The 26,997-nt window shown below is 43.6% G+C and carries 19 protein-coding genes; 4 read left to right on the forward strand and 15 right to left on the reverse strand.

Annotated elements, in window-relative coordinates; genetic code table 11:
* Positions 1–23: 23 nt before the first annotated feature.
* The 13 genes from DW981_RS03125 to DW981_RS03185 form a co-directional block, all read right to left on the reverse strand.
* Positions 24–1,235 carry an aspartate kinase gene (locus DW981_RS03125; RefSeq protein ID WP_022025227.1) on the reverse strand — a complete coding sequence of 404 codons (1,212 nt, stop codon included), beginning with the start codon at positions 1,233–1,235 and terminating at the stop codon, positions 24–26.
* A 38-nt stretch (positions 1,236–1,273) separates the two neighbouring features.
* Positions 1,274–2,494, reverse strand: coding sequence for a homoserine dehydrogenase (locus DW981_RS03130; protein ID WP_118506741.1), 1,221 nt, complete (start codon positions 2,492–2,494; stop codon positions 1,274–1,276).
* A gap of 83 nt (positions 2,495–2,577) precedes the next feature.
* A protein-coding gene (gene prfB / locus DW981_RS03135; RefSeq protein WP_118506742.1) for a peptide chain release factor 2 occupies positions 2,578–3,682 on the reverse strand; the annotation gives its coding sequence in 2 pieces (ribosomal slippage) (positions 2,578–3,606 and positions 3,608–3,682; 1,104 coding nt in all).
* An 81-nt stretch (positions 3,683–3,763) separates the two neighbouring features.
* Positions 3,764–6,328, reverse strand: coding sequence for a preprotein translocase subunit SecA (gene secA, locus DW981_RS03140; protein WP_118506743.1), 2,565 nt, complete (start codon positions 6,326–6,328; stop codon positions 3,764–3,766).
* Between the two features lie 204 nt (positions 6,329–6,532).
* The gene (raiA, locus tag DW981_RS03145) at positions 6,533–7,060 is read right to left on the reverse strand and encodes a ribosome-associated translation inhibitor RaiA (RefSeq protein ID WP_022025222.1); all 528 of its coding nucleotides are present in this window, start codon (positions 7,058–7,060) and stop codon (positions 6,533–6,535) included.
* A gap of 281 nt (positions 7,061–7,341) precedes the next feature.
* A complete protein-coding gene (locus DW981_RS03150) occupies positions 7,342–9,369 on the reverse strand; it encodes a glycoside hydrolase family 43 protein (RefSeq protein ID WP_182434109.1) in 2,028 nt (675 codons plus the stop codon).
* Positions 9,370–9,713: 344 nt separating this feature from the next.
* The gene (gene rplT / locus DW981_RS03155; RefSeq protein WP_022025854.1) at positions 9,714–10,070 is read right to left on the reverse strand and encodes a 50S ribosomal protein L20; all 357 of its coding nucleotides are present in this window, start codon (positions 10,068–10,070) and stop codon (positions 9,714–9,716) included.
* 19 nt (positions 10,071–10,089) lie between these two features.
* On the reverse strand, positions 10,090–10,290 hold the full coding sequence (gene rpmI / locus DW981_RS03160) for a 50S ribosomal protein L35 (RefSeq protein ID WP_022025855.1): 201 nt from the start codon (positions 10,288–10,290) through the stop codon (positions 10,090–10,092).
* 74 nt (positions 10,291–10,364) lie between these two features.
* Entirely contained in the window at positions 10,365–10,859 is a 495-nt protein-coding gene (infC, locus tag DW981_RS03165; RefSeq protein WP_022025856.1) for a translation initiation factor IF-3, read from the reverse strand.
* A 325-nt stretch (positions 10,860–11,184) separates the two neighbouring features.
* Entirely contained in the window at positions 11,185–12,432 is a 1,248-nt protein-coding gene (locus DW981_RS03170) for a hypothetical protein (protein WP_118506745.1), read from the reverse strand.
* Between the two features lie 20 nt (positions 12,433–12,452).
* Positions 12,453–13,292, reverse strand: coding sequence for a hypothetical protein (locus tag DW981_RS03175; protein ID WP_118506746.1), 840 nt, complete (start codon positions 13,290–13,292; stop codon positions 12,453–12,455).
* 60 nt (positions 13,293–13,352) lie between these two features.
* Entirely contained in the window at positions 13,353–14,606 is a 1,254-nt protein-coding gene (locus tag DW981_RS03180; protein WP_118506747.1) for a DUF5716 family protein, read from the reverse strand.
* A gap of 10 nt (positions 14,607–14,616) precedes the next feature.
* The gene (locus DW981_RS03185; protein WP_118506748.1) at positions 14,617–18,159 is read right to left on the reverse strand and encodes a DUF5717 family protein; all 3,543 of its coding nucleotides are present in this window, start codon (positions 18,157–18,159) and stop codon (positions 14,617–14,619) included.
* Positions 18,160–18,367: 208 nt separating this feature from the next.
* On the opposite strand from DW981_RS03185, the gene cobD reads away from it, so the two are divergent.
* Complete coding sequence (gene cobD, locus DW981_RS03190; RefSeq protein WP_118506749.1) at positions 18,368–19,471, forward strand: threonine-phosphate decarboxylase CobD; 1,104 nt, start codon at positions 18,368–18,370, stop codon at positions 19,469–19,471.
* Positions 19,472–19,540: 69 nt separating this feature from the next.
* Here cobD and DW981_RS03195 read toward each other — a convergent pair whose 3' ends face one another.
* A complete protein-coding gene (locus DW981_RS03195; RefSeq protein ID WP_118506750.1) occupies positions 19,541–20,830 on the reverse strand; it encodes a PDZ domain-containing protein in 1,290 nt (429 codons plus the stop codon).
* Positions 20,831–21,170: 340 nt separating this feature from the next.
* Here DW981_RS03195 and DW981_RS03200 point away from each other — a divergent pair, with 340 nt between their 5' ends.
* Genes DW981_RS03200 through DW981_RS03210 form a run of 3 tightly spaced genes read left to right on the forward strand, consistent with a single transcriptional unit; the run spans position 21,171 to position 25,745 of the window.
* On the forward strand, positions 21,171–23,552 hold the full coding sequence (locus DW981_RS03200) for an endonuclease MutS2 (RefSeq protein WP_118506751.1): 2,382 nt from the start codon (positions 21,171–21,173) through the stop codon (positions 23,550–23,552).
* Positions 23,553–23,601: 49 nt separating this feature from the next.
* The gene (locus DW981_RS03205; protein ID WP_022026080.1) at positions 23,602–24,342 is read left to right on the forward strand and encodes a response regulator transcription factor; all 741 of its coding nucleotides are present in this window, start codon (positions 23,602–23,604) and stop codon (positions 24,340–24,342) included.
* Positions 24,339–25,745, forward strand: a complete 1,407-nt coding sequence (locus DW981_RS03210; RefSeq protein WP_118506752.1) for a HAMP domain-containing sensor histidine kinase — start codon at positions 24,339–24,341, stop codon at positions 25,743–25,745. Before DW981_RS03205 ends, DW981_RS03210 begins: the two co-directional genes overlap by 4 nt.
* A gap of 153 nt (positions 25,746–25,898) precedes the next feature.
* On the opposite strand, the gene pfkA is transcribed toward DW981_RS03210, so the two are convergent.
* Positions 25,899–26,882, reverse strand: a complete 984-nt coding sequence (gene pfkA, locus DW981_RS03215; RefSeq protein ID WP_022026082.1) for a 6-phosphofructokinase — start codon at positions 26,880–26,882, stop codon at positions 25,899–25,901.
* Between the last annotated feature and the right edge of the window lie 115 nt (positions 26,883–26,997).

Genomic DNA, 26,997 nt, shown 5'->3' on the forward strand with positions numbered 1-26,997 from the left:
CAATATTTGATGTTCTCCGTCAATTAACGAGACAATGCAAATGCATCATGAACTGCCTGTGCAGCCTCATTGACGTACTTCTCTTCTACGAGAACGCTGACGCGGATCTCGGAAGTAGAAATCTGCAAAATGTTTACTCCTGCATCATACAATGCTTCAAACATCTTAGCTGCAACACCTGCATTAGACATCATTCCGGCACCGACGATAGATACTTTGGCAACGTTAGTGTTCACTGTTGTCTTCTCGCATTTCAGACTTGTGTTAGCATGTCTTTCCAATGTCTCCATTGCCGTGTCTGCCTGATCTCTGGTTACTGTAAAGCTGATGTCCTGTGTTCCGCCATGCTCTACAGACTGTAAGATCATATCTACATTGATATTGTGATTTGCTAAATGCTGGAACAGCTTAAATGCTACGCCCGGCTTATTCTCTAATCCAACTACTGAAATCTGTGCTACATTTTTATCTGTGGCTACACCACTTACTAACATTTTCTCCATTTTACTTTCCTCCTTTACTACAGTTCCTTCACTTGTATTCAAACTAGAACGTACTACCAACTGTACGCCGTATTTTTTAGCCATCTCAACAGAACGATTGTGCAATACACCGGCACCAAGACTGGCTAATTCCAACATCTCATCGTACGTGATCTCGTCTAATTTACGAGCATTTGGTACGACGCGTGGATCTGCAGTAAAGACACCATCTACATCTGTATAAATCTCGCAGGCGTCTGCATGTAATGCAGCTGCCAATGCTACTGCTGTCGTATCGGAACCACCTCTTCCGAGTGTTGTGTAATCATCAAACTTATTGATTCCCTGAAATCCTGTAATTACTACGATACGACGATTATCCAACTCATTACGGATACGCTCCGTATCAATTCTCTTCAGACGAGCATTACCATACACTTCTGTCGTATGCATCTGCACCTGAAAAGCATTCATGGAAACTGCCGGAACACCGAGAGAGTCCATTGCCATTGCCATAAGTGCAACGGATGTCTGCTCACCTGTTGTAAGAAGCATATCCAACTCTCTGCGGGACGCCTTCGGATTAATATCCTTTGCCATATCCAACAAAACATCTGTCTGTTTGCCCATTGCAGAAAGAACGACTACTACCTGATTTCCTTTTTTGTAATCTTCAATACAACGCTTCGCCACATTAAAGATCCGCTCTTTGTTGGCAACGGAAGTACCACCAAATTTCTTAACAATTAACATATCTATCCTCTTTTCTGCTCATATTACTGAGCGGCTTATTATTTCGTCTCCGGAACACGGATCTTATTGATCACATTGCCGAGTGAATCTGCTGCTGATGCATAAGCTCCCTCTGTGATCTCTCCCGTGATAAATGCATATTCGTCCGCATATCCGGCATCAATCTCTGTCACATCGCCAAACGCTTCTTTGACCTTAGCTGCATTCTGTGACTTATCTCCACGCAAACGCACGAAGAAGCTGCTCTTGCTCTCCTCAAAAGGCTCTAAAGCGATCTTCTCGGCACTCCACTGTACCTCAACGCATTTTCCTATGTTTTTAGCGACTTCCATAACATCGGAAACGACCGCACTGGCTGTTGCCAGCTTGCCGGCGCCCTGTCCATAGAACATGACATCTCCAACCATATTTCCTTTTACTAAAATAGCGTTAAATACATCGTCTACGCTATATAATGGGTTCTCCGGATAGATCAGCACCGGTGCAACTTTTGCGCTGATGCGATCTCCATCTTTCTTGCTGGAACCAAAAATTTTTACTTTGGCCCCGATCTTACCGGCATATACGATATCACGGTCTGTGATCTTGGTAATTCCCTCTGTATAAACATCGTTAAAATCCAGTGTCTTGCCATAAGCAAGAGAAGTTAAGATTGCGATCTTGCGGCAGGCATCATATCCTTCCACATCTGCAGTCGGATCTGCCTCTGCATAACCAAGCTGCTGCGCCTCTTTGAGCACTGTGTCAAAATCAGCTCCCTTATTGGTCATCTCTGTCAAAATAAAGTTCGTTGTACCGTTTAAGATACCGGAAATCTCCAATATCTCATCCGGATTTAAAGAACTCTGCAGTGGGCGGATAATCGGAATACCACCACCAACACTGGCCTCAAACAAGAAACTTACATTGTGGTCTTTTGCTATCTGAATAAGCTCCGGTCCAAAATCAGCCACCAACGCTTTGTTGGATGTGCAAACACTCTTCCCGGCCTCCAAACTAGCCTTTACAAACTCATAGGCAGGGTGTAATCCTCCCATCGTTTCTACAACCACATGAACCTCCGGATCATTTTTGATCACTTCAAAATCATGTACCAGCACTTCCTCTACCGGATCTCCCGGAAAATCTCTCAAGTCCAGCACATATTTTGTACAGATCTCATCCCCGATGCGTTTTGCGATCATCGCATTGTTCTCGCGAATAATATCAAAAACACCGGATCCGACTGTTCCGTAGCCTAACACACTTACGTTAATCATAGTTTCCTCCATTTCTCTGCCAATGTATTTTTATTTATGTCAGATGCCCCCTTACAAAAAGGAGCATAGAGCACACTGCTCATTTACTTTGTGATCCATGCTAAATATGCATTGATAAACGGATCCAGATTGCCATCCAAAACGTCTTGCACATTACCGATCTCAGCACCGGTACGATGATCTTTGACCATGGTATACGGCTGCAGCACATAGGAACGGATCTGGCTTCCCCAGCCAATCTCTTTGGATTCACCTCGGATACCGCTCGCCTTTTCCAACTGCTCCTGCTGTTTTAAAATATACAGCTTTGCCTTGAGCATCTGCATTGCCTTATCCTTATTCATATGCTGTGAACGTTCATTTTGGCACTGTACCACGATCCCTGTCGGGAAATGGGTAATTCTAATTGCAGAAGAAGTCTTATTGATATGCTGACCACCCGCTCCACTGGAACGATATGTATCGATACGAATATCATCATCTGCGATCTCAACATCAAGATCTTCTTCGATATCCGGCATGACATCACAGGATACAAAGGATGTCTGCCGTTTGCCGGCTGCATTAAACGGTGAGATTCTCACCAAACGGTGCACTCCATGCTCTGATTTCAGATAACCATACGCATTTGCGCCATTGATCTGCAGCGTAACTGATTTATAACCCGCTTCATCACCATCCAGAAAATCCAGCATTTCAACTTCAAATCCATGCTTTTCTGCAAAGCGCTGATACATACGGCACAACATACTTGCCCAGTCGCAGCTTTCTGTTCCACCGGCACCGGCATGAAGCGTTAATATTGCATTGTCTTTGTCGTATTCTCCACTCAAAAGTGTTTCAATACGCAGGGATTCGTATTCCTGCTCAAATTGCTGCAGTGAATCTTCTACTTCCTCCAACACGCTGGCATCATTTTCTTCCTCCGCGATCTCGATCAACATCAAAATATCATCGCGGGCACTCTCCAATGACTCATAGCGTTCTATCACGGATTTCAGCTTTTTGGACTCCTGCACGATCTTGGCAGAATGTTCCGGGTCATCCCAAAATCCCGGATCTTCCATTGTCTTGTCCAGTTCTTCCACTCGATCTCGTTTATTAGCGAGGTCAAAGTGAATTCCCCATTTCAAGCAGTGGCTGTTCATAGTTTGCAAGCGTCATTTTGACTCTGTCAAACTCTACCATACCAACTCACCTCTTTCTATATTTTATCAATTATATCCTTCCGGCTCACGATCCGTGAACCGGAAGGCACTATAATACTTATTATGCACGGCGTCCGCAGCACTGTTTGTACTTACGTCCGGAACCGCATGGGCACGGGTCATTTGGCTGTACCTTCTTGGTTGTACGGCGCTTTGGCTGTGCCGGCTGAGACTCATCCTTATTCGTTCCGGTAACCTTAGCAACCTGCTCACGCTCTACTTTCTGCTCGATCTTGATATGTGTGAGCGCTTTTACAGTCTCCTCTGTGATCGAATCAATCATTGCATTGAACATATCAAATCCGGCGAATTTGTATTCCACAACCGGATCTCTCTGTCCATATGCCTGTAATCCGATACCTTCACGAAGCTGATCCATATCATCGATATGATCCATCCACTTATTATCAATAACTCTCAACAGAATAATTCGCTCAACCTCACGGATCTGATCCGGATCAGGGAATTCTGCCTCTTTTGCCTCATATACCTTAACGGCTTCCTCTTTGAGTTTCTGTGCCAGATCCTCTCTGGTACCATGTTTTAACATCTCGTCGTCAAGCTGAATTCTCTTCAACGGTATGATCGGAAGCAAGACATTATTTAACTCCTGTACATCCCAGTCTTCTGCACTGCCATCCTCCGGAATGACTGAATTTACGCAATTTTCCACTTCATCGGTGATCATCTTGTAGATCGTATCACGCATACTCTCTCCATCCAGAACACGACGACGCTCTTTATAGATCACCTCACGCTGCTCATTATTAACACGGTCAAACTCCAGCAAATTCTTACGAATACCAAAGTTGTTACCCTCAATCTTCTTCTGTGCATTTTCGATCGCACTGGAAAGCATCTTGTGCTCTACCTGCTCTCCGTCCGGCATAGCATCAAACAGTCCCATGATTCGCTCTGAGCCGAAAAGACGCATCAGATCATCTTCCAAAGAAATGTAGAATCTGGATTCACCAGGATCTCCCTGACGTCCGGCACGACCGCGCAACTGGTTATCAATACGACGGGACTCATGTCGCTCCGTACCGATGATCTTCAGACCACCAAGTTCCGTAACCCCATCGCCAAGCTTAATATCGGTACCACGACCGGCCATATTCGTTGCGATCGTAACGGCACCCTTCTGTCCGGCATCCGCAATAATCTCTGCCTCCAACTCATGGAACTTCGCATTCAAGACTTTATGCGGAATGCCTGCTTTCTGAAGTTTAGCACTCAGATACTCAGAAGTATCAATTGTGATCGTACCGACCAAAACAGGCTGCCCCTTCTTGTGAGCCTCTACAATGTCAGCAACAACGGCATTGAACTTGTCCTCTTTGGTCTTATATACTGCATCATTATAGTCAATACGCGCAATCGGCTTGTTGGTAGGGACTTCAACAACGTCCATCTCGTAAATCTCACGGAACTCTTTTTCCTCAGTCAACGCAGTACCGGTCATACCGGATTTCTTCTCGTATTTATTAAAGAAGTTCTGGAACGTGATCGTTGCCAGTGTTTTACTCTCTCTCTTGACCTTAACATGCTCTTTCGCCTCGATCGCCTGGTGCAGACCATCCGAAAAACGGCGTCCCGGCATGATACGTCCCGTAAACTCATCAACGATCAAAACCTCATCGTCTTTTACCACATAATCTTTGTCGCGATGCATCAAAGAATGTGCACGAAGCGCTAAGTTGATATTATGCTGCAATTCCAAGTTGTCCGGATCTGCAAGGTTCTCTACCTGGAAGAAACGCTCTGCCTTGCGCACACCTTCTTCTGTCAGATTTGCATTTTTATCCTTTTCATCGACAACATAATCTCCGGTTTCCTGCTGTTCCTCATTCATGAGAATATCCATCTTGGAAAGTTCTTTTGCAGTACCTTTGGTCAACTGTCTTACGAAAATATCACACATCTCATACAATTTAGTGGACTTGCCACTTTGACCGGAAATGATAAGTGGTGTTCTCGCCTCATCGATCAATACCGAATCCACCTCATCGATGATCGCATAATGAAGACTTCTCTGTACAAGCTGCTCCTTGTATACAACCATGTTATCACGCAGATAATCAAATCCAAGTTCATTATTGGTTGCATACGTAATGTCACAGTTATATGCCTCACGGCGCTCATCATTATCCATATTATTTAAGATAACACCAACCGTGAGTCCCAAAAATTCATGTACTTTACCCATCCACTCAGCATCACGCTTTGCCAAGTAATCATTGACGGTAACGATATGGACACCTTTGCCCTCTAACGCATTCAAATATGCCGGCAATGTAGATACCAACGTCTTACCTTCACCGGTACGCATCTCTGTGATACGTCCCTGATGTAAAATAACGCCACCGATCAACTGTACTCTATAATGACGCATATCCAATACACGAGTAGCCGCCTCGCGGACAGTAGCATACGCTTCCGGCAGGATATCGTCCAATGTCTCACCGTTCGCCAAGCGCTCCTTAAATTCAGGCGTCTTAGCCTGTAGTTGCTCGTCTGTGAGCTTCTCAAATTCCGGTGCTAATGCTTCAATTTTATCAACAATCGGAATGATTCGCTTTACCTCACGCTCACTGTGAGTACCAAAAATCTTAGTAAATACACTCATAATTATCTCCTAATCTAAAATTTATAACAAACCAATCTAAAGTATATCATTATCCCCTTTCAAACGCAAGGGGTGCCAACAGCAATTTCTCGTTCTCAAAAAAAAAGAGAAGACTACTTATCGATTGCTCTCAAAATAGTCTTCTCACGCTTATCTTTCTCTTTACCTAATCCCTAAGGATCTTATACCTTACCTATAATCTTTCTAAAATTCCGGCTCGATCAATCCGAAAGTGTTACCTTTACGCTTATAAACAACATTGACTTCATCTGTCTCTGCGTTACGGAATACATAGAAATTATGTCCTAACAGATCCATCTGAATACATGCTTCTTCCGGATCCATCGGCTTCATTGCAAATCTCTTAGAACGGATGATCTTGATCTCATCATCATCGTGGATCTCTTCCTCAACAAACGCTTTACTAAGACTAGCTGCCGTCTGTTGCTGATCTACCAATTTATTTTTGTATTTGCGAAGCTGTCTCTCAATGATCTCCTCTACAAGATCAATGGATACATACATATCATTGCTTACCTGCTCGGCACGTACAATATTTCCTTTCATTGGAATCGTAATCTCGATCTTTTGTCTCTCCTTCTCGACACTTAACGTCACATGAACTTCGGTTTCCGGAGTAAAATAACGCTCTAATTTGCCAATCTTCTCATAGATGGCTTCCTTGAGTCCTTCTGTAACATCGATATTCTTTCCGCTGATAATATACTGCATAGTTACCACTCCTTTGCTGTTTAATGGTTATATTATACCCCAACTCGTCCATAGAATCAAGTGAAAATGCACAATTTTTATTTTGTAATAAGAAATTTATTATGCAATTTTTACAATTTCATATCATATAACGAATATAACCCACGTTTTGCAATGCATCACATCGCCGAGCGTCGTATTGCCACAAAGTAATTTTCTATTCAGACCATACAAAAAGACAGCGATCCCCACGTTACGTAGAAACCACTGTCTTTCTTTATGGAATGAAAAATACGAATTACCTATTTTGTAAACTGCCAGGATTCGAAGTCCAATACAGATCCATCAAATTCAATATACAGATCATGCTTGCCCTGCACTGCTGCAGCCGGCACTTCGATCTTGGCATCACCGTACTCATCAAAGTTTACGGTGGTATTCACGATCTCCGTGCCATCCAGCGCATCTGCACACACTTTCAAATTGACACTACCCAGTCCGTAGCCTTTCAGCTTCGCCTGAAACGTTTTTGGACCGTTATCGCCCAGATCAGCACCCTTGATGCTTAACCAGCTATATTTATATTTTGCACGGTCTTTGATCGTATGCATCTTAGCACCATCGATCGAATTTACATAATTAACTTTGCCATTCTTGCGATATATTACATTTGTCTCAATTGCGCCCATTCCGGCATTATTCGAAGAAGTAAGACCGGAAACCGTCTGATATGGATCAAAATCAGCAAGCTGTGGTACGCCATCAAGATCCTGCTGTACAATATCAAAGGTTCCATCTGCCTTAACATTCAGCTTATTAACATGTGTACTTCGTCCTCCAAAATGGATTCCCATCGAAGTACGAAGTACCATCGTATGGTAGAACATGTAATACTCACCCTTAAATTGTACGATGCTGTGGTGGTTATTAGCGAGATCGTCAGAGCCATCCGCTTTTTTGAACACGGAGCCGCAGTTTGGAAGCACTTCTCCTACATATTTGTATGGTCCCATCGGTGAGTCTGCAACCATGTATGCGATAGAGCAAATGTCCAGATCCTTGTACTGACCGGTTCTGGTGCCCCAATCGGTACAGTAAGAATATACATATTTGTCACCGATTTTATTAATACCACTATCTTCAAAGAAATATGGTGCCTCGATCGCTTTTTCCTCTCCATCAAAAGAGATCATGTTATCTGCCAATTTGCGAATACGGGGGTATTTCTTGCTTCCCTCCGCACGAGCACAGTCACCGCCCCATACGAGATAGGAGCTTCCATCGTCATCGGTAAATACAGCCGGATCTAAAGCATCTCCCGTCGACTCATTATCTGTCCAAGGTCCTAACAAGCTGGACTTTCTCTCATCATAAAATGGGCCGGTCGGTGAATCTGCCGATGCAACGTTGATCTGATAACCACCGTTTGTATAGTAAATAAAGAATTTATCTTTGCCATTTACCTTTTTATAAGTAGCACATGGTGCCCAACAGCAATTGGAATAATCTTCCAGTCCATCTGCCGTCCCACCTGCCAGACTAAAGGTTCCGTGATCTGTCCAGTTAACCATATCCGCAGAAGAGATCACATGCATACTGGTGATATAACCATATCCGTTCTCTCCGTCATCGCCCTGACCGTAATGCTCCTGTGTATCATTGGACATATACACATATACTCTGCCATTGTACTCAATGGCTGTCGGGTCACAGGCAAAGCTATTGGCAAGAAGCGGATTATTCGCTGTCATGCCCTTGTATGAAGTCGCATAGGTCTGTGCCGGTGTTACTGCCGGATCATCCGGTGTCTCTGTTGGTGCCAGTGTTGGTGCCAGTGTTGGAACCGGCGTCGATGTCGGACTTAAGGTCGGTGCAGCCGTTGGCACTGTGGTCGGTGTTACTACAGGAGTTTTCTGCGGTGCTTTTGTAACCACCGGTGCAGCCTTCGTATTTTTTTTAACAATAACCCGACACTTCAATGTCTTTGTTTTCGCTTTCTTAGAAGCTTTTGCAATGTATTTTACCTTGCAGCGAATCACTGCTTTGCCTGCCTTTTTAGCTGTGATCTTTCCCTTTTTGCTGACAGCAGCGACTGATTTCTTGGATGAAGTCCATTTCATAGACTTGATCTTCTTTACATTCTTTTTCTTGAGTTTTAATGTCTTTTTGGCTCCAGCTTTCAATATCAGCTTGCCGGAAGACAATTTAACCGTTGCTTTTTTGCTTGACTTAGCTGCAGCACTTGCCGTAATTCCATCCAAAGAGGAACCGGTGACCACCATACTAAGTGCAAGCGTCATTCCCAAAACCGCTTTCTTATAATCTCTCATACTTTTCCTTTCTCCTTTTCGAGCAAAGAGTTCACAGCATATTGTCCTATTCGGACAACGCATGAGCATACTCTTCGTCTGGTCTTTGCATCAGCCATACCTTTTATGCCGTATAACAGCTATGGTATATACCGCATCGCCAAGACTACGATTGCGATAATTGCGTATACAATTGTATAAAATTCTATGGCATTTTTAGTTACATCTTATCTTATATTATATTGATATGATTGTTATATTTCATGGAATATTCTGACAGATAACAGCACAAAACGGACATTCCTGTTCGGAATGTCCGTTTCCATTTCGTATAAGATATAGTTTTAGATATTATATTCTAAAATTTATCCCAACTTAGCCTTTGCTGTCTCTACTAAGCTAGCAAATCCTTCCGGATCACTGATTGCCATCTCAGACAACATCTTACGGTTGATATCAATCTCAGCCAATTTCAAACCATACATAAAACGGCTGTAAGATAAACCATTCATTCTAGCTGCTGCATTGATACGTGCGATCCAAAGTCTTCTGAACTGTCTCTTTCTCTGCTTTCTGCCTGCGAAGGAAGAGGTAAGTGCTCTCATGACAGACTGCTTTGCAACACGGTACTGTTTAGATCTTGCTCCTCTGTATCCCTTTGCCAGCTTTAATACTCTATTATGCTTCTTCTTTGCGTTTAATCCGCCTTTAATACGTGCCATTATTACGTTCCTCCTTCTATTATTTTGAATATGGAAGCATGCGCTTCATCATCTTTGCGTTTGTTGCATCAACCTCAACAGCCTTACGAAGAGTTCTCTTTCTCTTAGTAGACTTCTTGTTCAAGATGTGGCTCTTGTTTGCTTTCATCTTCATCAATTTACCTGTTCCAGTTGTTTTAAAACGCTTTGCTGCTGCACGCTTTGTTTTCATTTTTGGCATGATAAAATCCTCCTTAACATTTGTTTATTTATTAAAGAATGTTTCACAGAAACTTCTGCAAATAACACACTTTATTAGCGCTTCTTTGACAAAAACATTACCATGGATCTGCCTTCCATCTTCGGCGGCTTATCCACAACCGCAATATCCTCTACCTTTTCAAAGAAACTGTCCAGGATCTGCTTACTGTAATTGATATGTGTCATCTCTCTTCCGCGGAAACGAAGTGTAACTTTTACTTTATCTCCTTTTCCTAAGAACTTTCTTGCATGATTTGCTTTGGTGTTCAAATCATTGACATCAATATTTGGAGAGAGGCGAACTTCCTTAACTTCCATCGTTTTCTGCTTCTTCTTGGCCTCTTTTTCCTTACGTGCCATTTCATAACGATATTTGCCGTAATCAATAATCTTACATACCGGTGGCTTTGCACCCGGAGCAATCTTTACTAAATCCAGATCTGCCTCTCGTGCAAGTTTCATCGCATCTCTAGCTGACATAATGCCAAGCTGCTCTCCGTCCTGTCCAATCAGACGAACCTCTTTGTCTCGGATTCTCTCGTTAATCATTAAATCGCTAATGGTCGTACACCTCCAACTTTCTTCATACTCTTTTTCATTTTACCCAAAGAAAAAAACGCGGGTTTCAAAGAGAAATCCACGTTCTTGCAAAAGGAAATAATATATCATAATACAATGATTATATATATTTTATACACTTTTTAGTAACCCAAGTCACTTGCTCGTGCTAAGGTGAGAGTGGATACTCTTCTTTGGTTGTGTATGATCACACAACAGTCATATATTAACACATCTTTTTTTTTGTGTCAACATCTTTTTTTGGGTAGCAGCACTCTTTTTTAGGCTACACTCTTTTCGGGGAGGCATCACATTTTTACGACTCTTTGTAATAGCTTTGTACGATCGCGATGATATCCCGCTCTGCACTTGGGGTCTGGGCAATGATCCGGTCGATCCCAGCTAACATAGATGCCTTTGCCTCATCATTTTCTGCCATGCGTTCCCGTAGTTTTTGGCGGCGTATATTTAAGGCATGACGCACCTCCACCATTTCTTTGGGATCTATGATCGCTAATGTCTGACTTAGCCAGATATCCGGTGTCGCGACATGATTATCACGCAGCAATTCCAGCAATTGATCCTGCACAAGCTGCAGTTGTTTTGTATTTTCCTGGAATTTGCGTTCATACTCCTTGGCACGCACATATTCCTGCCATATCTTTTCAAACTCCGCAGCATCTTTCACCTGAAACTTAGCCCGATCATAATCCAACAGACTGCGGTTATTAATGTATTTAATCTTGACACGGTTTAATAACGTCGTCGCCTTGTTGATCTTTTTGCCTAACAACGCCGCTTCTGTCCGATTACGCAATGATTCCACAAATATTACCGTGGCAGAAATTGCCGCCAGCAATATCGTTCCCAAATATGGATATGTCATATCTACTTCCATCGCATAGTACAACACAGCAAACAATACAAACAACGATATAATAAGAAGAATGACAAACTTTGCCATCTTTTTCAGCGTTCTCTGATTGGCGATTACCTGACGCTGCTGCCGGTGAAGATCTTTTTTCGTCTCATCCAGCTTTTCAATATCTCCATTGATCGATGTCTGATACATTTCGGCATCATACATTTTCTTTACTTCTCTGCCAAGAACTTCCTCATACGGATCTAATAATCGGATCTGTGCATCCGTGATCGTGAGGCTGCGATTTTTGTACTGATTGCGTTCACGAGTCAGGTTCATGATACGTTTGCTTAAGTCATGCAGCGTATCTTTTGCTTCGCCGGATATTTCATCGATCCGCTGAATATCCGTCAATCGCTCACTCACCTTGTCATACTCGATCGTCGCCAACTCACGCTGATGTTCTATTTCACGGATCGCCTCACAGCACTCTGTGACAAGTCGCTTGCTTTCTGCAACATCTCCCGGTATTAATTCATTATCATCAAACGCTTCCGGCAAAGATGTCCCCTCATTCGATACTGTTTTCTGTGTCTGTGCACGCCTGCGGTCAAATTCTTCCTGTGCCAAGCGCATCTGCTCTGCCAATTCTGCTGCTTCCTGCTCTTTCTTTTCCCTACGTCTACGATTCCAAAATGCCATACCTTCCGCCTTTCTGTATATTATATACTGATCTGCTGACGATACTCCTCTTTCCAATCTCGGATCATCTCATCGATACGATCATAATATTCCGGCAGCTTTCCATTACTCGCCGGAAAACGCATCTTTTTGATCTGTCGCACTTTTACAGCGATCGAACAGCGTTTTTTACACTCTTTGTACTGATCTTCGATAGAGACCAGCCGATCCGGTAATAACCGCAACGTACTTACCGCCTCCTGCCAGGCTTGTTCATTTCCGGACAGGTGTAGTGCCGCCAAATAACACTGTAGACTTTTCTCTTTTTTATTTGTCTCATATGCCCGCAAAAAATAATCCGATGCCTGCAAATACTCACCCAGAAGACCAAGTGCCACGCCGATATTATGATAAAGCGGTGCATATTCTGCCGGACTTGCCTGCATCATATCCTCACTACGTAAGATTGCCTGATATCCCTCGACCGCACTTTCATAGCAGCCGCTCTGTAACTGCGTATCAGCCTTGATCTTACGGCATTCTCTCTCCGGAAGATGCTCTGTTTCTTCCATAATATGCACCATTTCATTGATCTGAGGTTCATCAAAATAATCGCAGCTGCAGCAGATTGTCACAACAACATCTTTTAACGCATCCTCTCGTGTTGACATTGCCTCTAATTTATCAGCAAGTTCTGTTAATGCCAGTTCCTCCCTGACCCAGTTTACGAAGCCTTTGCCAAAAATATCCCTCTGCAGCAGATAAATATTGTGCGCAATAAAATAACATACTTCTTCAATGGAATATACCCGCGTATCCCCTAATTGGAAGTGATACGGCCGTTTTGCAAGCCTGCCGCAGCACTGTATCAATCGTCCCATAAAAACCTTACCTTTCTGTGTCTTCAGTTACAGACTAAAAACACAACGAACACCTCTCATTTATAGACGGATACATCGTTCCCATATCCGGTTGCTCGTCGGTGATATTTCTCCGAATCCATTATCTTTCAGCGTGATCACTGCCGTCTCCCGATTCGAAAAACGTACCCGCACCGTAAATCGTGTCGTTTTATTTTCTCTTCCTTGAAAACCACTCAATGACAACATATGTATTTTGGTCTGATGTTTGATCACATCCTGGACCGCGATCTGGATCTCATATTCCTTATCCGGGATCACATCAACACTAGCATCAACCTCTTCCCAAAGACTTCCTGCTTTTGCCAAAACCACATCCTGCATCTGCGCCTCATGATATACCCGCAGAGATACATTGGCCGTGATCATATCCTCATCTAACAAAATACATTGATCCAGCTTACCCTCTCCACTAAGTTCTCTAGCCGCATAACAGGCACCTTTCGTAAAAATATTATTTCCCCGGAACACTCGACGGCCATTACATAACTTTTGCAATGCCTCTTTGGCCCACTCACCATCAAATGCATCCCCCTGCGCATACAACGTTGTCACGGCCTGCTTATGCATTGCTGTCTCTGCAATATTCACGAATGCATACTGTGCATCTACCGACTCTTCCTCTAACATAGAGTAATCAAATACATTTGTCAGATTCTGCGTTGTAACGTCGACGATCCAAGGAATAGTACGCCTATCCACTGTAATCTGTGAATAGAGCAACTCCTCCTTATTGAATAAAAACAATCCTACATTATTCAGCCATAATTCTTTCGGCTGACTCACCGCATAATACATATAACTTAGACGATAATTTTGTATAGACATGCGCTCCGGATACAAATTAAGCTTTTTGCCAACCTGATGCAGCAATTTGGTAAGTTCCGGCGTCTTGTCATGCACTGTAATGACCAAATGTTTGATCCTTTGCTCCGGAAACTGCTGTGTCACTGCACTAAGCAGCTTGAGCAGATACCGTTCTAACACCATTTCCGTTTGAAAAGTGTGTCCCCCTGCTTCAAACGATGTTTTCTGAAAACGTTCCAACAGGTGATCCAATATGATCTCCTCACCACCGTCTCCCTCCTGATCCGGAAAGCGCCACGTTCCCGAAGCTTTTAACCACTTTAACGCCATCGGAAACTCATATACCATCTCACCATTAATTTCTCTGCCTAGTGGAACTGCCTCATATTCGGTGCGATCAAAGCAGGTGATCTGTGAAGCCTGTTTGCCGAGATCTATGCCCAATAATAATTGATTTTTTTCGTCCATCACACACCTCCTACAACGGTTCAAAGATCGACGCTGCTATCTCCCGCTCCATTGTGAATGATTCCATTAAGTCGATCAATTTTTCATCTTCTCCGGAATTTTTAGCCGCCATCATCTCATTTAACTTCGCATATCTGCTGCCGGTATCCGGATGAATATCGTCTTTGCCTGTCGTAATTTCCTGCACTTCACTACGATGATCCTTACCATTATAATGTTCTGTAATATAATACTCTAACCTTTCATCCTCGAACAGTACAAATTCCCTGACATGGATCCCCGCAAAAACATTGTGCATCTTCACTTCTGCATATTTTCCTTTGTCAGCTCCCACATAAATCCGGTAATGCAATGCCACATCATGATCCGGATTTGCGATATATTCCACATAAACCTGATCCAGCACATGCTCCGGCAGACTGATCTTGCCATAAAAATTCCGGTAAAAGGCAAATATCATCTTTTGATCATATAACTTTCCTACATGGTAATCTGCAAATTTTGCTTCCTCTTCAGAAAGCTCTGCTTTACCGCTCATGTGCTTTAATACCGCCAGCAAACACGGCATATCCTCTTTCTTCTGCACATCCACAAAATAATCTGCGAACAGTTCTTCCGGTAATTGACGTCCACGCAGCAAATATTCATAAGCCATCCACTTCTTAAACGCACGTATGATCTGCTTATTGCCCGCATGCTCTTTATATTGTGCAAATACCGTAAAAACCTCCGGCACCACTTCTCCCGAGAAAATACTCTGTGCTAATAACCGCTCTTCCAAAGACTCTCTCGAAAGATCCCCTGCTGCCTGCCACAGACAAACTAACTCTGCAACGGTACCACTGAAAAAACGCATCAAATATTTAAGGACCGGCTCGCTATACGCATTTTCTGTAAATAATTTCCAAGCCAAGCATAACATTCTCTCATCCGGCACTGCAGAAGCATCCTGAAATGCCTGTTCAGAAATTGTCTGCAATCTCTTTATCGGAATCCCTTCAAAACCAAACTGTAAAATTCCTTCCATCGCTTTCGCAAAACATTCACACCAGGCACAATATTCAATCATGCGTCCCCTCTCGCCGGCTTCTACTGTCGTCCAGTCGAGCTGTTCCAATGCTTCCTCCAAACGACCCCGTTCTCCTCGCTGATAAAAATACTGCATCTGCTTTAACTCTAGCGCATGACGGTAGTTCTCACGAAGCCCCTCACACGCTAAAAGCTGTGCACGGAGTTCTACCGTTTCTGCAGTGTCCACCACCTGCTTTGAAGCCTGTTCTCCTAACGCCAGCAATAATGCCCGGTTCTGTTTATCAAAGCGGTAACATACCTCTTTCATCCCATCCATTTCCAATAATGGTTTCAACCGATACCAGGAATCATCTGCGTAGCGGTGATATTCCCGATCGATCAAAAAGAGCTTTGCCCGACTTGTAGCACAAGTTATAACCGCTTTCCCCTTTACAAACGGTGCAAAATGCTCCTCAGATAGTTCCGGATGGCTCACATAAACCCCCACCATATTCGGATTATCGCAGGTAATCTCATACTGAAGAAGAAACCCGGCCAATTGAACTGCCATCTCTTTGTCAAGTACTTCTTCCGTAACAAACTCATTGTATAACACACCAAGATTCGTACTGATCCTGCCCTCACGCAGTTGCTTCCACGTAAAGTTCTGCATCAGTGTGCGATAAGATTCATATGTCTCCGGATCTTTGTCCTTTTGCCGCACAACGTAAGCATATAACATCGCCTTTTTATCGACAGTCAGATGGTTATCATATAGGAAATACAAAAGCACAGAATGCGTAAATGCCATTGTTTCCTTCTCATCGATCGAATACATATAATATTCGTATAGTTCCGTAATTTTAAGATTATGATTCACACCACGCTCATACCAAACAAAGGCATCTTTCGTTGTGATCTGTCCCCTCATCAGCATCTTGCAGATCACTGTTAATATCTCATCCTCCGGATAACGATCGTACAGTAATGTCATATCCTCCAACACTCCTGCCGAATACTGACGCAGTCTTCCTGCCAGATACACATAGCGCAATGCCGTCTCTTTTTCAATAAAGTGGTTCTTGCAGCCCCAGTGAAGTGCCTGAACGATCACTTCAGAAAGTTCCGTTAAATACTTCGGTGTATCATTTAATATCTGACAGATCTCCAAATAAAAGATCGGACTGTAGCATCCATCAGTAAGCTGTTCTAATATTGTCGTAAACTTCTTTTTTTCAGACTGCAACTCCGGATCCAGATACAAAAGGCACCAGAGCACCTGTGCATCCTGTCCGTTCTCCTCATAACAATCACGTATCTGACGGATGCATTCTTCCTTTACTGACTCGTCATCCGTCCAGATCCCCTTCAGATAGCAAAATCCCGCATAGCGCTCCGGATGTTCTTTCCTTAACTCTTCCGCCTGCTCCTCCAGACTATTCAACCCTTTTGTCACAACCTCTGCCTGATGTTCCATAATGGCAAGATGGATGCGATACAACTGTAGTCTGGTGCTGTTTTTTTCTAATCCACTCCCCTGCAAAAGCTGATCCATCTCCTGCAGATAGTCCTGCAGTGGAAGTCTGTTCATACAAAACGCCAAATGACGTTTCAACATTTGGCACAAAGTACGCTGCTCTCTGCGATTTTTCTGCGCCTTTTCATGCTGTACTCCCGGTTTGACTGCCACAACAGAAATCTTAATGGTCTGTCTCGTATTTTTTATCTCAATGCGTGCATAATTCTTCCCCATAACCATCTGTTCCGGGTCAATCTCATACTTGCAGACAAAACGATCCCCTACAAACTCTTCTGTTGTAATATGTTCATTCTCTATACGAAGAAAGGACGCATCAGAACATATCTGAAACTCCTCGTATCCCCAAGTGTTTTTCGTGATGCTGATCTCGTCCTGAAACGCTTCTCTACAAGCATCATACTGCCTATACACCTGTTCTACAGCAATCGTAACCGGCTTCTTTTTGCCGATCGACACCAAAAAATTGTCCAATGCGTTCTTACGCCCTGCAGACGCACGCAGTCCATCATAAATTGCCTGTTTCTGTGCGTCCTTCGCCAACAATCCATCGCGAAAGGCCGGCGTGTCAAACAACTTCACCCCGGCTTCTATATCTTTTTGTACCAGTGAGACAAACTGGCTTAAATCTTCAATCTGATGTCCAGATGCCTTTGCCTTCACAGACTCCTTTGGAATGCAAAGTGAAACTTTCTCATTACCGCAGTCTGAAATGATCTGCAATACACTTTCAAAATTCTCTCCGGGTTTCACCCGCTCCATGTCGACCGATACAACGATCGTACTGTCCACGCCACGAAAATTGACCGGATCGATCGTGATCTCCGGAGCATGCGTTGTCACTATACCTTTCATCAGGTGTCTCTTCTCGTTCGATATTACAAGGCTTGTCTGATACACCTGCTTTGTAACATGGTTCCAGTCGAGTACCTCCGGCGTCACGATCACCCGTGACTGTTCATATTCATAATTTCCTTCTGCCAACCGGTTAATCTTCTCTCGCATACCGTCCTCCATGCCTGTACTAATTCCCTCAAACACCACACACTCCGATCATCTCCCCAAACCACATAATAAGTAATATATGGCTGACCAACACTTTCTGAATGTGCGAAGTTTGTGCAATTTATAGTATAGTATACCATTTCTCTTGGTCTTGCACAACACCCGACACGGGTGTATACTACCCTCAAAGAAAGGAATGACAGTTATTATGAATAAACTAGAACCAAAAGAACATTTTCATGGCAGCGATCTCGAAAAGATCGAAGAGATCTACGGTATTCCCAAGGAGAATATCATCAGCTTCTCCGCCAATGTGAATCCGCTGGGGATCTCCTATGATCTGCGCAAAGAACTTCCAAAACACTTAGATGCAATTACGCGTTATCCTGATCGGGAGTATACCTCTCTTCGAAAGTGTATTGGTGAATACGTGCATACCGACTATGAAAACATTTTGGTCGGCAACGGTTCCACCGAACTGATTTCTTTGGTAGCTCAGATCATGCGGCCCAAAAATGCATTGATCGTAGGACCAACCTACTCGGAATATGAACACGAAATTTCTTTAGTCGGCGGACGTTCTCATTACTTCCGCCTGCAGGAGAGTGACCGTTTTCTCCTCGATATCAAGGCACTCAGCAAAGCATTGACCAAAGACGTCGATCTGCTCGTGTTGTGCAATCCCAACAACCCAACCTCTTCTCAGATTGACCGTCAGACAATGCGCATTATTTTGGATAACTGCAAGGAACACGGTATTTTCGTTATGGTTGATGAGACTTATGTGGAATTTGCACCTCACCCGGAAGAAATCACCTCGATCCCGCTGGCAGAATATTACAATAATCTGATCATTTTACGCGGTATTTCCAAGTTTTTTGCAGCTCCCGGACTGCGACTGGGATACGCTGTATGCGGCAACCGTAAACTGCTGCATGAGATCGACAGCAAAAAGAATCCGTGGACGATCAATTCTCTCGCAGCTATCGCCGGCGAGATCATGTTCCGTGACAAAGCATATATTCACGATACGTATCAATTGATCGCAAGAGAACGGGAGCGTATCTGCCGGATCCTTGACACCCAAGATACTCTCACCTATTACCCGCCAAGTGCAAACTTTGTCCTTCTTAAAATACAAAAAGAAGGCGTCACTTCCGAGGATCTGTTTGACACTGCCATTCGACAGGGTCTTATGATCCGCGACTGTTCCACCTTCCCATTTCTAGATCAGAAGTTCATTCGATTCTGTTTTATGATGCCGGAAGACAACGACAAGCTGCTTGATGTATTGCTCCACAAACTGCAATAAAAAAGCAAAGCCAGCGCTTTGCTTTGCAAGAATTGCTTTAGCAATTCAGTATTTCTATGATAGAAACGATCACCCAAGCGTGACCTTAAGAGATATCTTATTACGACCCCTAGAGGCTTTCCTCGATACGACAACCTTAACCGTATCGCCGGACTGATAGTTTCTAAGGGTCTCTTTTATTGCTGCAGGTGTAGAAACATCATTATCGCCGATACGCAAGATAACATCGGCTGTCCGCATCCCCCCCTTAAAGGCAGGAGAAACCGCATTTACATCATCGACGTAAACTCCCTGCGCCAAATTCAACTTTTTCACCTCTGCTGTGTCCACCGCACTTCCCATCACTCCCAAATAAGCATCGGTATGTCCCTGTATCATCGTCTTGATATAACCTTGTAAACTCTCGATCGCAATAAAAGCAGACTCTGAAGTTCCGGTGATATTCGTATAATTTTTAGTTAAAACGCCAATCATTTCTCCTTTGGTATTCAGCACAAAACCCGCTCCATCCTTACAATATGGTATATTCATCGTACACAGAGCAAGAGAAGAATCCGGCACAGACACCGAAAGCTGATTATTCGTGATAATGCCGGAATTAACGGAATACATAACACCATTTGGCTGTCCGACCGCTAATATTCTCGACCCCAATGCATTTTCACGCACAACTTTACGTGTGATGATCTTTAATTTATTCCGTGTATCCTGCGAAAGATCTGATTGTTTCACTCGGTATACTGCCATATTGATCCCGGTATCACAACCTGCCAACTCTACCGCGGCCTCACTGCCATCTGCAAATGTTGCTACCATCTTCAGATGTTCCTGTGACGTATTATATGAAGTCAATATATACAGATACCTCTTAGATTTTTGAAACAAAACACCACAAATATGCTTGCTGTCTGTAGAAAGCATCTGCTCCGAATCTTTGCGAAGCTGAACAAGCGAAGATTTTGCTGCATTTCCATTATCGATCAATTGCTGTGTGAGATGATCATATTGTTCTAGGGAGGATAATTGTGACCGATCACTTTTCTGCGCCGGATCAGTTTCCCGTGCGGCTGCTTCCGTCTCTTCCGTACTGTCAGGCTCTTGATCTGACGGTGCCGGCGTTACATAGATAATCTCCGTGTCCAACGCCTCCACCGGCATATATTTACGCATAATATAGAAAGAACTCATTGAAATAACAGCAAATAGTATCAAGATTCCGCAAAACAAGGCGATTCGTCTTACTATCTTACGCATCTTTTCTCTCCCCTGTGGGCGGATCTGCTCCTTGATAAACTGATATTTCCGTTCCTCATGTGATTTTACATTCTGATCGGAATCCTCCGTGTGATTTTCCTTCATTCCACATCCTCCATGCCATCTGTATTCCTATGCTTTCCTTCTATCTCTTAAAGCTGCATTTGTATGCAAAACTGTCTAAACCAAACTTTATTATAACATATACTTATGAATAAGTTATGAACAATGCATGAACCAAACCCTATTTTTTGTAAAGTTTCGGGCTGTCAACGTACTTCAGGAATGACCGGATTTAAGGTGCAGCACTTGCAGTATAACCTATTTGTAGTGTATTATAATGTTGGGGTACGTTTTGAATAACCTTGATCTTTGGATCAATTAGCAGGACATAAGATGCCTGACACTCGAAATATACGGATCCGGAAAGGAATACCAAACAGCTATGAATAAAAAAGTTTTAAATACATTGGAATATGACAAGATCGTCGAGCAGCTTGCTAAGCTGGCGGGTTCTGATGGCGGCAAGAAACTATGCCGCTCTCTGACACCGATGACAGACCGCGATGAGATCTTAGAAGCACAGTGCGAGACTTCCGATGCTTTGACGCATATTATGACACAGGGGCCAATCTCCTTCCAGGGCGTGACCCCCATTAAAGAAAGTCTAAAACGCTTAGAACTCGGTGCACCTCTTAGCATGCGGGAATTGTTAGACATTTCCTCTCTGTTAGCCTGCGCAGGGCAGACCAAGCACTACTTTCGCAAGAGCTTAAATGAAAACGAAGAGACAGGCGACTGCCTGAATGAACGTTATCAACTTCTCGAACCACTTGCACCTCTGATGCAGGAGATTCGTCGATGCATTATCGCGGAAGACGAAATGGCGGATGATGCCAGTGCCGGTTTGAATCAGGTACGCCGCAAATTAAAAAGTACCGGCGACCGTATCCACGAACAGCTTGGCGTTCTCCTCAACAGTCATCGTTCTATGCTGCAGGATGCCATCATTACTATGCGAAACGGACGCTATTGTCTGCCGGTCAAGGCAGAATACCGCTCCTCTTTTCACGGAATGCTGCATGATCAATCTGCGACGGGAGCCACGCTCTTTATTGAACCAAATTCCGTTGTCAAATTAAATAACGAGATCCGTGAATTAGAACGACTGGAGCAAGATGAAATAGATAAGGTGTTGGCAGATTTAAGCAATCAAACTGCTGAGCAAAGCTTCTTGGTCGAACAGGATCACCGAATCCTGACAGAGTTGGACTTTATCTTTGCCAAGGCAATGCTCGCCAAGCAAATGAAAGCAACCAAACCTCGTTTTCCGGAGGAGCGCTTTATCGAGATCAAACAAGGACGTCATCCTCTGATCGCAGCCGATAAAGTTGTTCCGATCGACGTGCATTTAGGTCGGGATTTTTCTTTATTGATCGTCACCGGTCCAAATACCGGTGGTAAGACTGTTTCCTTAAAAACCGTTGGACTGTTTTGTTTAATGGGACAGGCCGGTTTACACATTCCTGCTTTTGACGGATCAAGCTTACGTATCTTTCACGAAGTATACGCCGATATTGGTGATGAGCAAAGCATTGAACAAAGCTTAAGTACATTTTCCTCTCATATGGTAAATACCGTATCCATCTTAGAGCAGGCAGACGAAAACAGTCTGGCACTCTTTGATGAGCTCGGTGCCGGTACTGATCCGACAGAGGGTGCGGCACTCGCTACCGCAATTCTTGCGAATCTGCATAAGCGCCATACACTTACCATGGCAACAACACACTATAGCGAGCTCAAGCTCTATGCATTACAGACGCCGGACGTTGAAAACGCGTGTTGTGAATTTGACGTTTCCACTCTACGGCCGACTTACCGTCTGTTGATCGGTGTTCCCGGTAAAAGTAATGCGTTTGCCATTTCTCACAAGCTGGGACTGTCCGACGATATTATCGAAGATGCCAAACACCACGTAGCAAGCGATGCCACACAGTTTGAAGATGTACTTGCAGATCTGGAGCAGACACGTATCCGTCTTGAAAAAGAGCTTGCCGATGCTTCGGAAAGCCGCAAAGAGATTTCCAGACTGCGCAAAGAATTACGCGAAAAAAACGACAAAATAGACAACTCCAAAGAACGCATCCTGCAAAATGCAAACGAAGAAGCAGGCCGGATCTTGGCAAAAGCCAAAGACTATGCGGATGAAACGATCCGCAAATACACAAAATGGGCAGAAAGCGATGCACATATCCGCGAAATGGAGGCAGAGCGCACCAAATTGCGGGAACAGATCAATAGCAAGCAATCCCATTCCTTAAAGCCTGCAAAACCAAAGAAAGCATCCGGTCTCAAAGCAAAAGATCTGTTCATTGGTGCAGACGTCCGCATTTTATCTTTAAATTCTGCGGGAACGGTCAGCACATTGCCTAACGATAAAGGCGATCTTTTTGTACAAGCCGGATTGCTGCGCACAAAAGTAAATATTCGGGATCTGGAGTTGATCAAACAACCAAAGCCGGAAAAAAATAAGCCGAAGAACACCGGAAGCGGCCGTATCGGTATGAGCAAAGCCGCTACCATGCATCAGGAAGTCAATTTGATCGGTATGACGGTCGATCAGGCAATGCCTGTCATGGAAAAATATCTGGATGATGCCTACCTTGCACATATGACACAGGTAACCGTGATCCATGGCCGCGGTACCGGAGCACTCCGCACAGCGGTACACAACCGTCTTAAAAAATTAAAATATGTCAAGTCGTATCGCTTAGGCGAATTTGGAGAGGGCGACATGGGCGTTACGATCGTCACCTTCAAATCCTGATGATCAACTTATGACATTGTCCATCTCATAAAGGAGGAAACACAACATCATGAAAGAAAAACAAAGAATACTCGTTGTCGATGATGATGAAAATATTGCAGAACTCATCGGATTATATCTCAACAAAGAATGTTTCGAAACAAAACTGGTCTATGACGGCGAGCAGGCACTAAAAGCCGTTAAAGACTTTGCGCCTAACCTTGTCCTGTTAGACATTATGCTTCCGGGAATTGACGGCTACGAAGTACTTCGAGAGATTCGCCGCGGCGGTTCCCTTCCTGTCATTATGCTGTCTGCCAAAGGAGAAACATTTGACCGCGTTTTGGGACTGGAACTTGGGGCAGATGATTACATTATGAAACCGTTTGACTCTAAAGAAATGGTTGCACGCGTCAAAGCCGTGCTTCGGCGAAGCACCAAAGCGACAGTCGGCGAAAGTACTCCAACACCGACACCGCAAGTGCCACAGCAGGAATTGGAGATCGTTACTTTTCCGGATCTTCAGATCAACCTGTCCGATTATTCGGTCCACTATAAAGACCAAATGATCGAGATGCCGCCAAAGGAATTAGAATTGTTCTATTTCCTGGCGTCCCATCCAAACCAGGTGTTTACCAGAGAACAACTCTTAGATCATATTTGGAGTTATGACTATATTGGTGATACTCGTACCGTCGACGTGCACATCAAACGTTTGCGCGAGAAATTCAAAGACCATGATCAGTGGAAATTGGCTACGGTATGGGGAATCGGCTATAAATTCGAATTTCACGAGAAAGGGAACGCATGAAAGTAACACTCCGTCTGCAGTTTATTACTGCATACTTATTGTTGGTAATCTGCATCTTTGTGCTGATCAATACGTACGGCTACTCCCTAACTTACAATTATTTAGAGACAAAAAAAGAGCAGCAGATTTCCAGTGAAGCCTATTATCTGACTTCACATTACGCCAGTACACAAGGCACTCCTGAGGATGGTGCATTTACACTGCAAAAACAAAGTACCATGCTCAGTTCTCTCTTTGATACTCGTGTCTGGCTTGTCAGCCCCACCGGAACGATCCTTTCAGATTCTTCCGATTACGACTATGTTGGCAAAAACATCACTGATTCCGACAGTGATTTTCTAAATCGGCAATCCGTTAAGGGAGCACGACCAAAGGGCATCATGAAATCCAATGTTCTCGCTGTCATCTGCCCTCTTACCGGTTCTAAAGAAACCAAGGGATATTTGGTCCTGTTGACACCGCAAAAAGCCATCAAGGAAGAAGCAACTCTGATCTTAGACACGATCCTGATCTGTTATTTATTATTACTTTTGGTATCTGCCATCGTATTTTTGCTGCTGTACTGGCGCAGTGTATATCCTCTCAAGCAGCTTGCACACAACGCCAAAGAGTACGCAGATGGCCACTTTGACCAAAATCCTGCAAAATTAGGCGGAGCTGAACAGCTCGAACTCGCTTCTGCCGTAAAATATCTTGCGCAAAAAAACAAAAGCATGATCGAATACCAACGTCAGTTTTTAGCAAATGTATCTCACGATTTCCGCTCACCACTGACTTCGATCCGCGGTTATACTGAGGCTTTGGCAGATGGCACGATCCCACCGGAAATGCAGGAAAAATATCTGCACATTATCCTGTTTGAGACAGGCAGGCTGACAAAACTAACGTCAAATCTGCTAGATCTTAACCAGTTTGAGCATAGTGGCTTGATCGTAGAACTCGAACGATTTGACCTGCACAACACACTCAAAGAGACGATTGAAACATTTGAACCACAATGCGAAAAGAAGCATCTGTCCATTGATTTATTATTAGATGGCAAAGAATTATATGTCAAGGCGGATCAATCCAAGATACAGCGCGTGATCCAGAACTTAGTCGACAATGCCATTAAGTTCAGCAATACTAATTCCGTTATTGAAATTCATACGGTCAAAAAGCATCACAAAGTTTTTGTTTCCGTCAAAGATCATGGCATTGGCATTACCAAAGAAGAAGCTTCTAAAATATGGGATCGATTTTACAAGAGCGACAGGTCCCGTGGCAAAGATAAGACCGGAACCGGCTTAGGGTTATCGATCACGAAAGAAATTATTGAAGCACACGGGGAACATATTAATGTGATCAGTACCGAAGGTGTTGGCACAGAATTTATCTTTTCCCTTCCGCTAGATGAAGAATAATACAAAACCAACGCGTTCCTTTGTAATGATGCTCCATATTTTGGGACGTAATTACAAAGGAGCGCAACAAAGAAAGGTTCGTCATTTCAAATTGACGAACCTTTCTTCGTAATATACATATTTGCTATATAGTCATGCCAAAATCTACACGGCTTACTCGCATCTGGTACCAAGAATACCAGCTACTTCGTATTCATAATCGTTGATATCTTTGGTCATTGCAAACGCCTCATCTACATCAACGTCATAAACTCTACCATTCTTATAACCGATCAAACGATTCTTCTTACCCTGCTCAATGACATCAATTGCATAAGCACCCATTACAGATGCATACACACGATCTCTTGCTGTCGGACTGCCACCACGCTGCATATGACCAAGGATCGTTGCACGTGTCTCAATGCCTGTCTCCTCCTCAATGCGCTTAGCAAGCCCATAAGAATGACCGATTCCTTCTGCATTCACGATCACCTGATGTGTCATGCCTGCTTCTCGGTTGCTCTTGATGATTCCCATCAAACGATCATAATCGTTATCAAATTTCTCCGGGATCAAGATCTGCTCTGCACCATTAGCAATACTACACCACAATGCAATATATCCTGCTGAGCGGCCCATAACCTCGACAACGCTGACACGCTCATGAGAGTTGGAAGTCTCGCGGATGCGGTCAATTGCTTCCATTGCAGTATTTACTGCAGTGTCAAAACCAATCGTATACTCAGTGTAAGCGATATCCAGATCGATCGTGCCCGGAATACCAACAATATTTACACCATATTTTGACAGATCACGTGCCCCCTTGAAAGAGCCGTCACCACCAATAACGATCAGAGTTTCAATACCGAGTTCTTTACAGATTCCTGCTGCTTTCTGCTTACCGGCGTCCTCACCAAACTCTGCACTTCTTGCTGTAAACAAAAATGTACCACCATGCTGTAACTTCTCTGATACATCGTGGAATGTCATCTTAGAGATTTCTTTATTTAATAATCCGTTATATCCTCTACGGATTCCATATACCTCATAACCCTTTGCAATACCCGTACGTACTACGGCACGCACTGCTGCGTTCATTCCAGGCGCATCTCCACCACTAGTCAATACGGCAATCTTGCCTTTACATTCACCCATAATATCCTCCATTTCTGTCATTTGTTTGACTGTCTGTGCCTGATTATATTTTGCACAACAGTATTATTCTATTATGTTCCCGCCCTTTTTCAATATCTATTTGGAAAAAAGTAAG

This window comes from Clostridium sp. AM49-4BH (assembly GCF_003478335.1).
Lineage (GTDB): Bacteria > Bacillota > Clostridia > Lachnospirales > Lachnospiraceae > Butyribacter.

Excerpts from the sequence above, each read along its gene's own strand:
- DW981_RS03195 (WP_118506750.1), bottom strand. The coding sequence starts at position 20,830 with ATGAAGGAAAATCACACGGAGGATTCCGATCAGAATGTAAAATCACAT.
- DW981_RS03130 (WP_118506741.1), bottom strand. The coding sequence starts at position 2,494 with ATGATTAACGTAAGTGTGTTAGGCTACGGAACAGTCGGATCCGGTGTT.
- DW981_RS03150 (WP_182434109.1), bottom strand. The coding sequence starts at position 9,369 with ATGAGAGATTATAAGAAAGCGGTTTTGGGAATGACGCTTGCACTTAGT.
- DW981_RS03125 (WP_022025227.1), bottom strand. The coding sequence starts at position 1,235 with ATGTTAATTGTTAAGAAATTTGGTGGTACTTCCGTTGCCAACAAAGAG.
- DW981_RS03170 (WP_118506745.1), bottom strand. The coding sequence starts at position 12,432 with ATGGCATTTTGGAATCGTAGACGTAGGGAAAAGAAAGAGCAGGAAGCA.
- cobD (WP_118506749.1), top strand. The coding sequence starts at position 18,368 with ATGAATAAACTAGAACCAAAAGAACATTTTCATGGCAGCGATCTCGAA.
- infC (WP_022025856.1), bottom strand. The coding sequence starts at position 10,859 with ATGATTAACGAGAGAATCCGAGACAAAGAGGTTCGTCTGATTGGACAG.
- raiA (WP_022025222.1), bottom strand. The coding sequence starts at position 7,060 with ATGCAGTATATTATCAGCGGAAAGAATATCGATGTTACAGAAGGACTC.
- DW981_RS03185 (WP_118506748.1), bottom strand. The coding sequence starts at position 18,159 with ATGCGAGAGAAGATTAACCGGTTGGCAGAAGGAAATTATGAATATGAA.
- secA (WP_118506743.1), bottom strand. The coding sequence starts at position 6,328 with ATGAGTGTATTTACTAAGATTTTTGGTACTCACAGTGAGCGTGAGGTA.
- DW981_RS03180 (WP_118506747.1), bottom strand. The coding sequence starts at position 14,606 with ATGGACGAAAAAAATCAATTATTATTGGGCATAGATCTCGGCAAACAG.
- DW981_RS03205 (WP_022026080.1), top strand. The coding sequence starts at position 23,602 with ATGAAAGAAAAACAAAGAATACTCGTTGTCGATGATGATGAAAATATT.
- rpmI (WP_022025855.1), bottom strand. The coding sequence starts at position 10,290 with ATGCCAAAAATGAAAACAAAGCGTGCAGCAGCAAAGCGTTTTAAAACA.
- DW981_RS03210 (WP_118506752.1), top strand. The coding sequence starts at position 24,339 with ATGAAAGTAACACTCCGTCTGCAGTTTATTACTGCATACTTATTGTTG.
- rplT (WP_022025854.1), bottom strand. The coding sequence starts at position 10,070 with ATGGCACGTATTAAAGGCGGATTAAACGCAAAGAAGAAGCATAATAGA.
- DW981_RS03175 (WP_118506746.1), bottom strand. The coding sequence starts at position 13,292 with ATGGGACGATTGATACAGTGCTGCGGCAGGCTTGCAAAACGGCCGTAT.
- pfkA (WP_022026082.1), bottom strand. The coding sequence starts at position 26,882 with ATGGGTGAATGTAAAGGCAAGATTGCCGTATTGACTAGTGGTGGAGAT.
- DW981_RS03200 (WP_118506751.1), top strand. The coding sequence starts at position 21,171 with ATGAATAAAAAAGTTTTAAATACATTGGAATATGACAAGATCGTCGAG.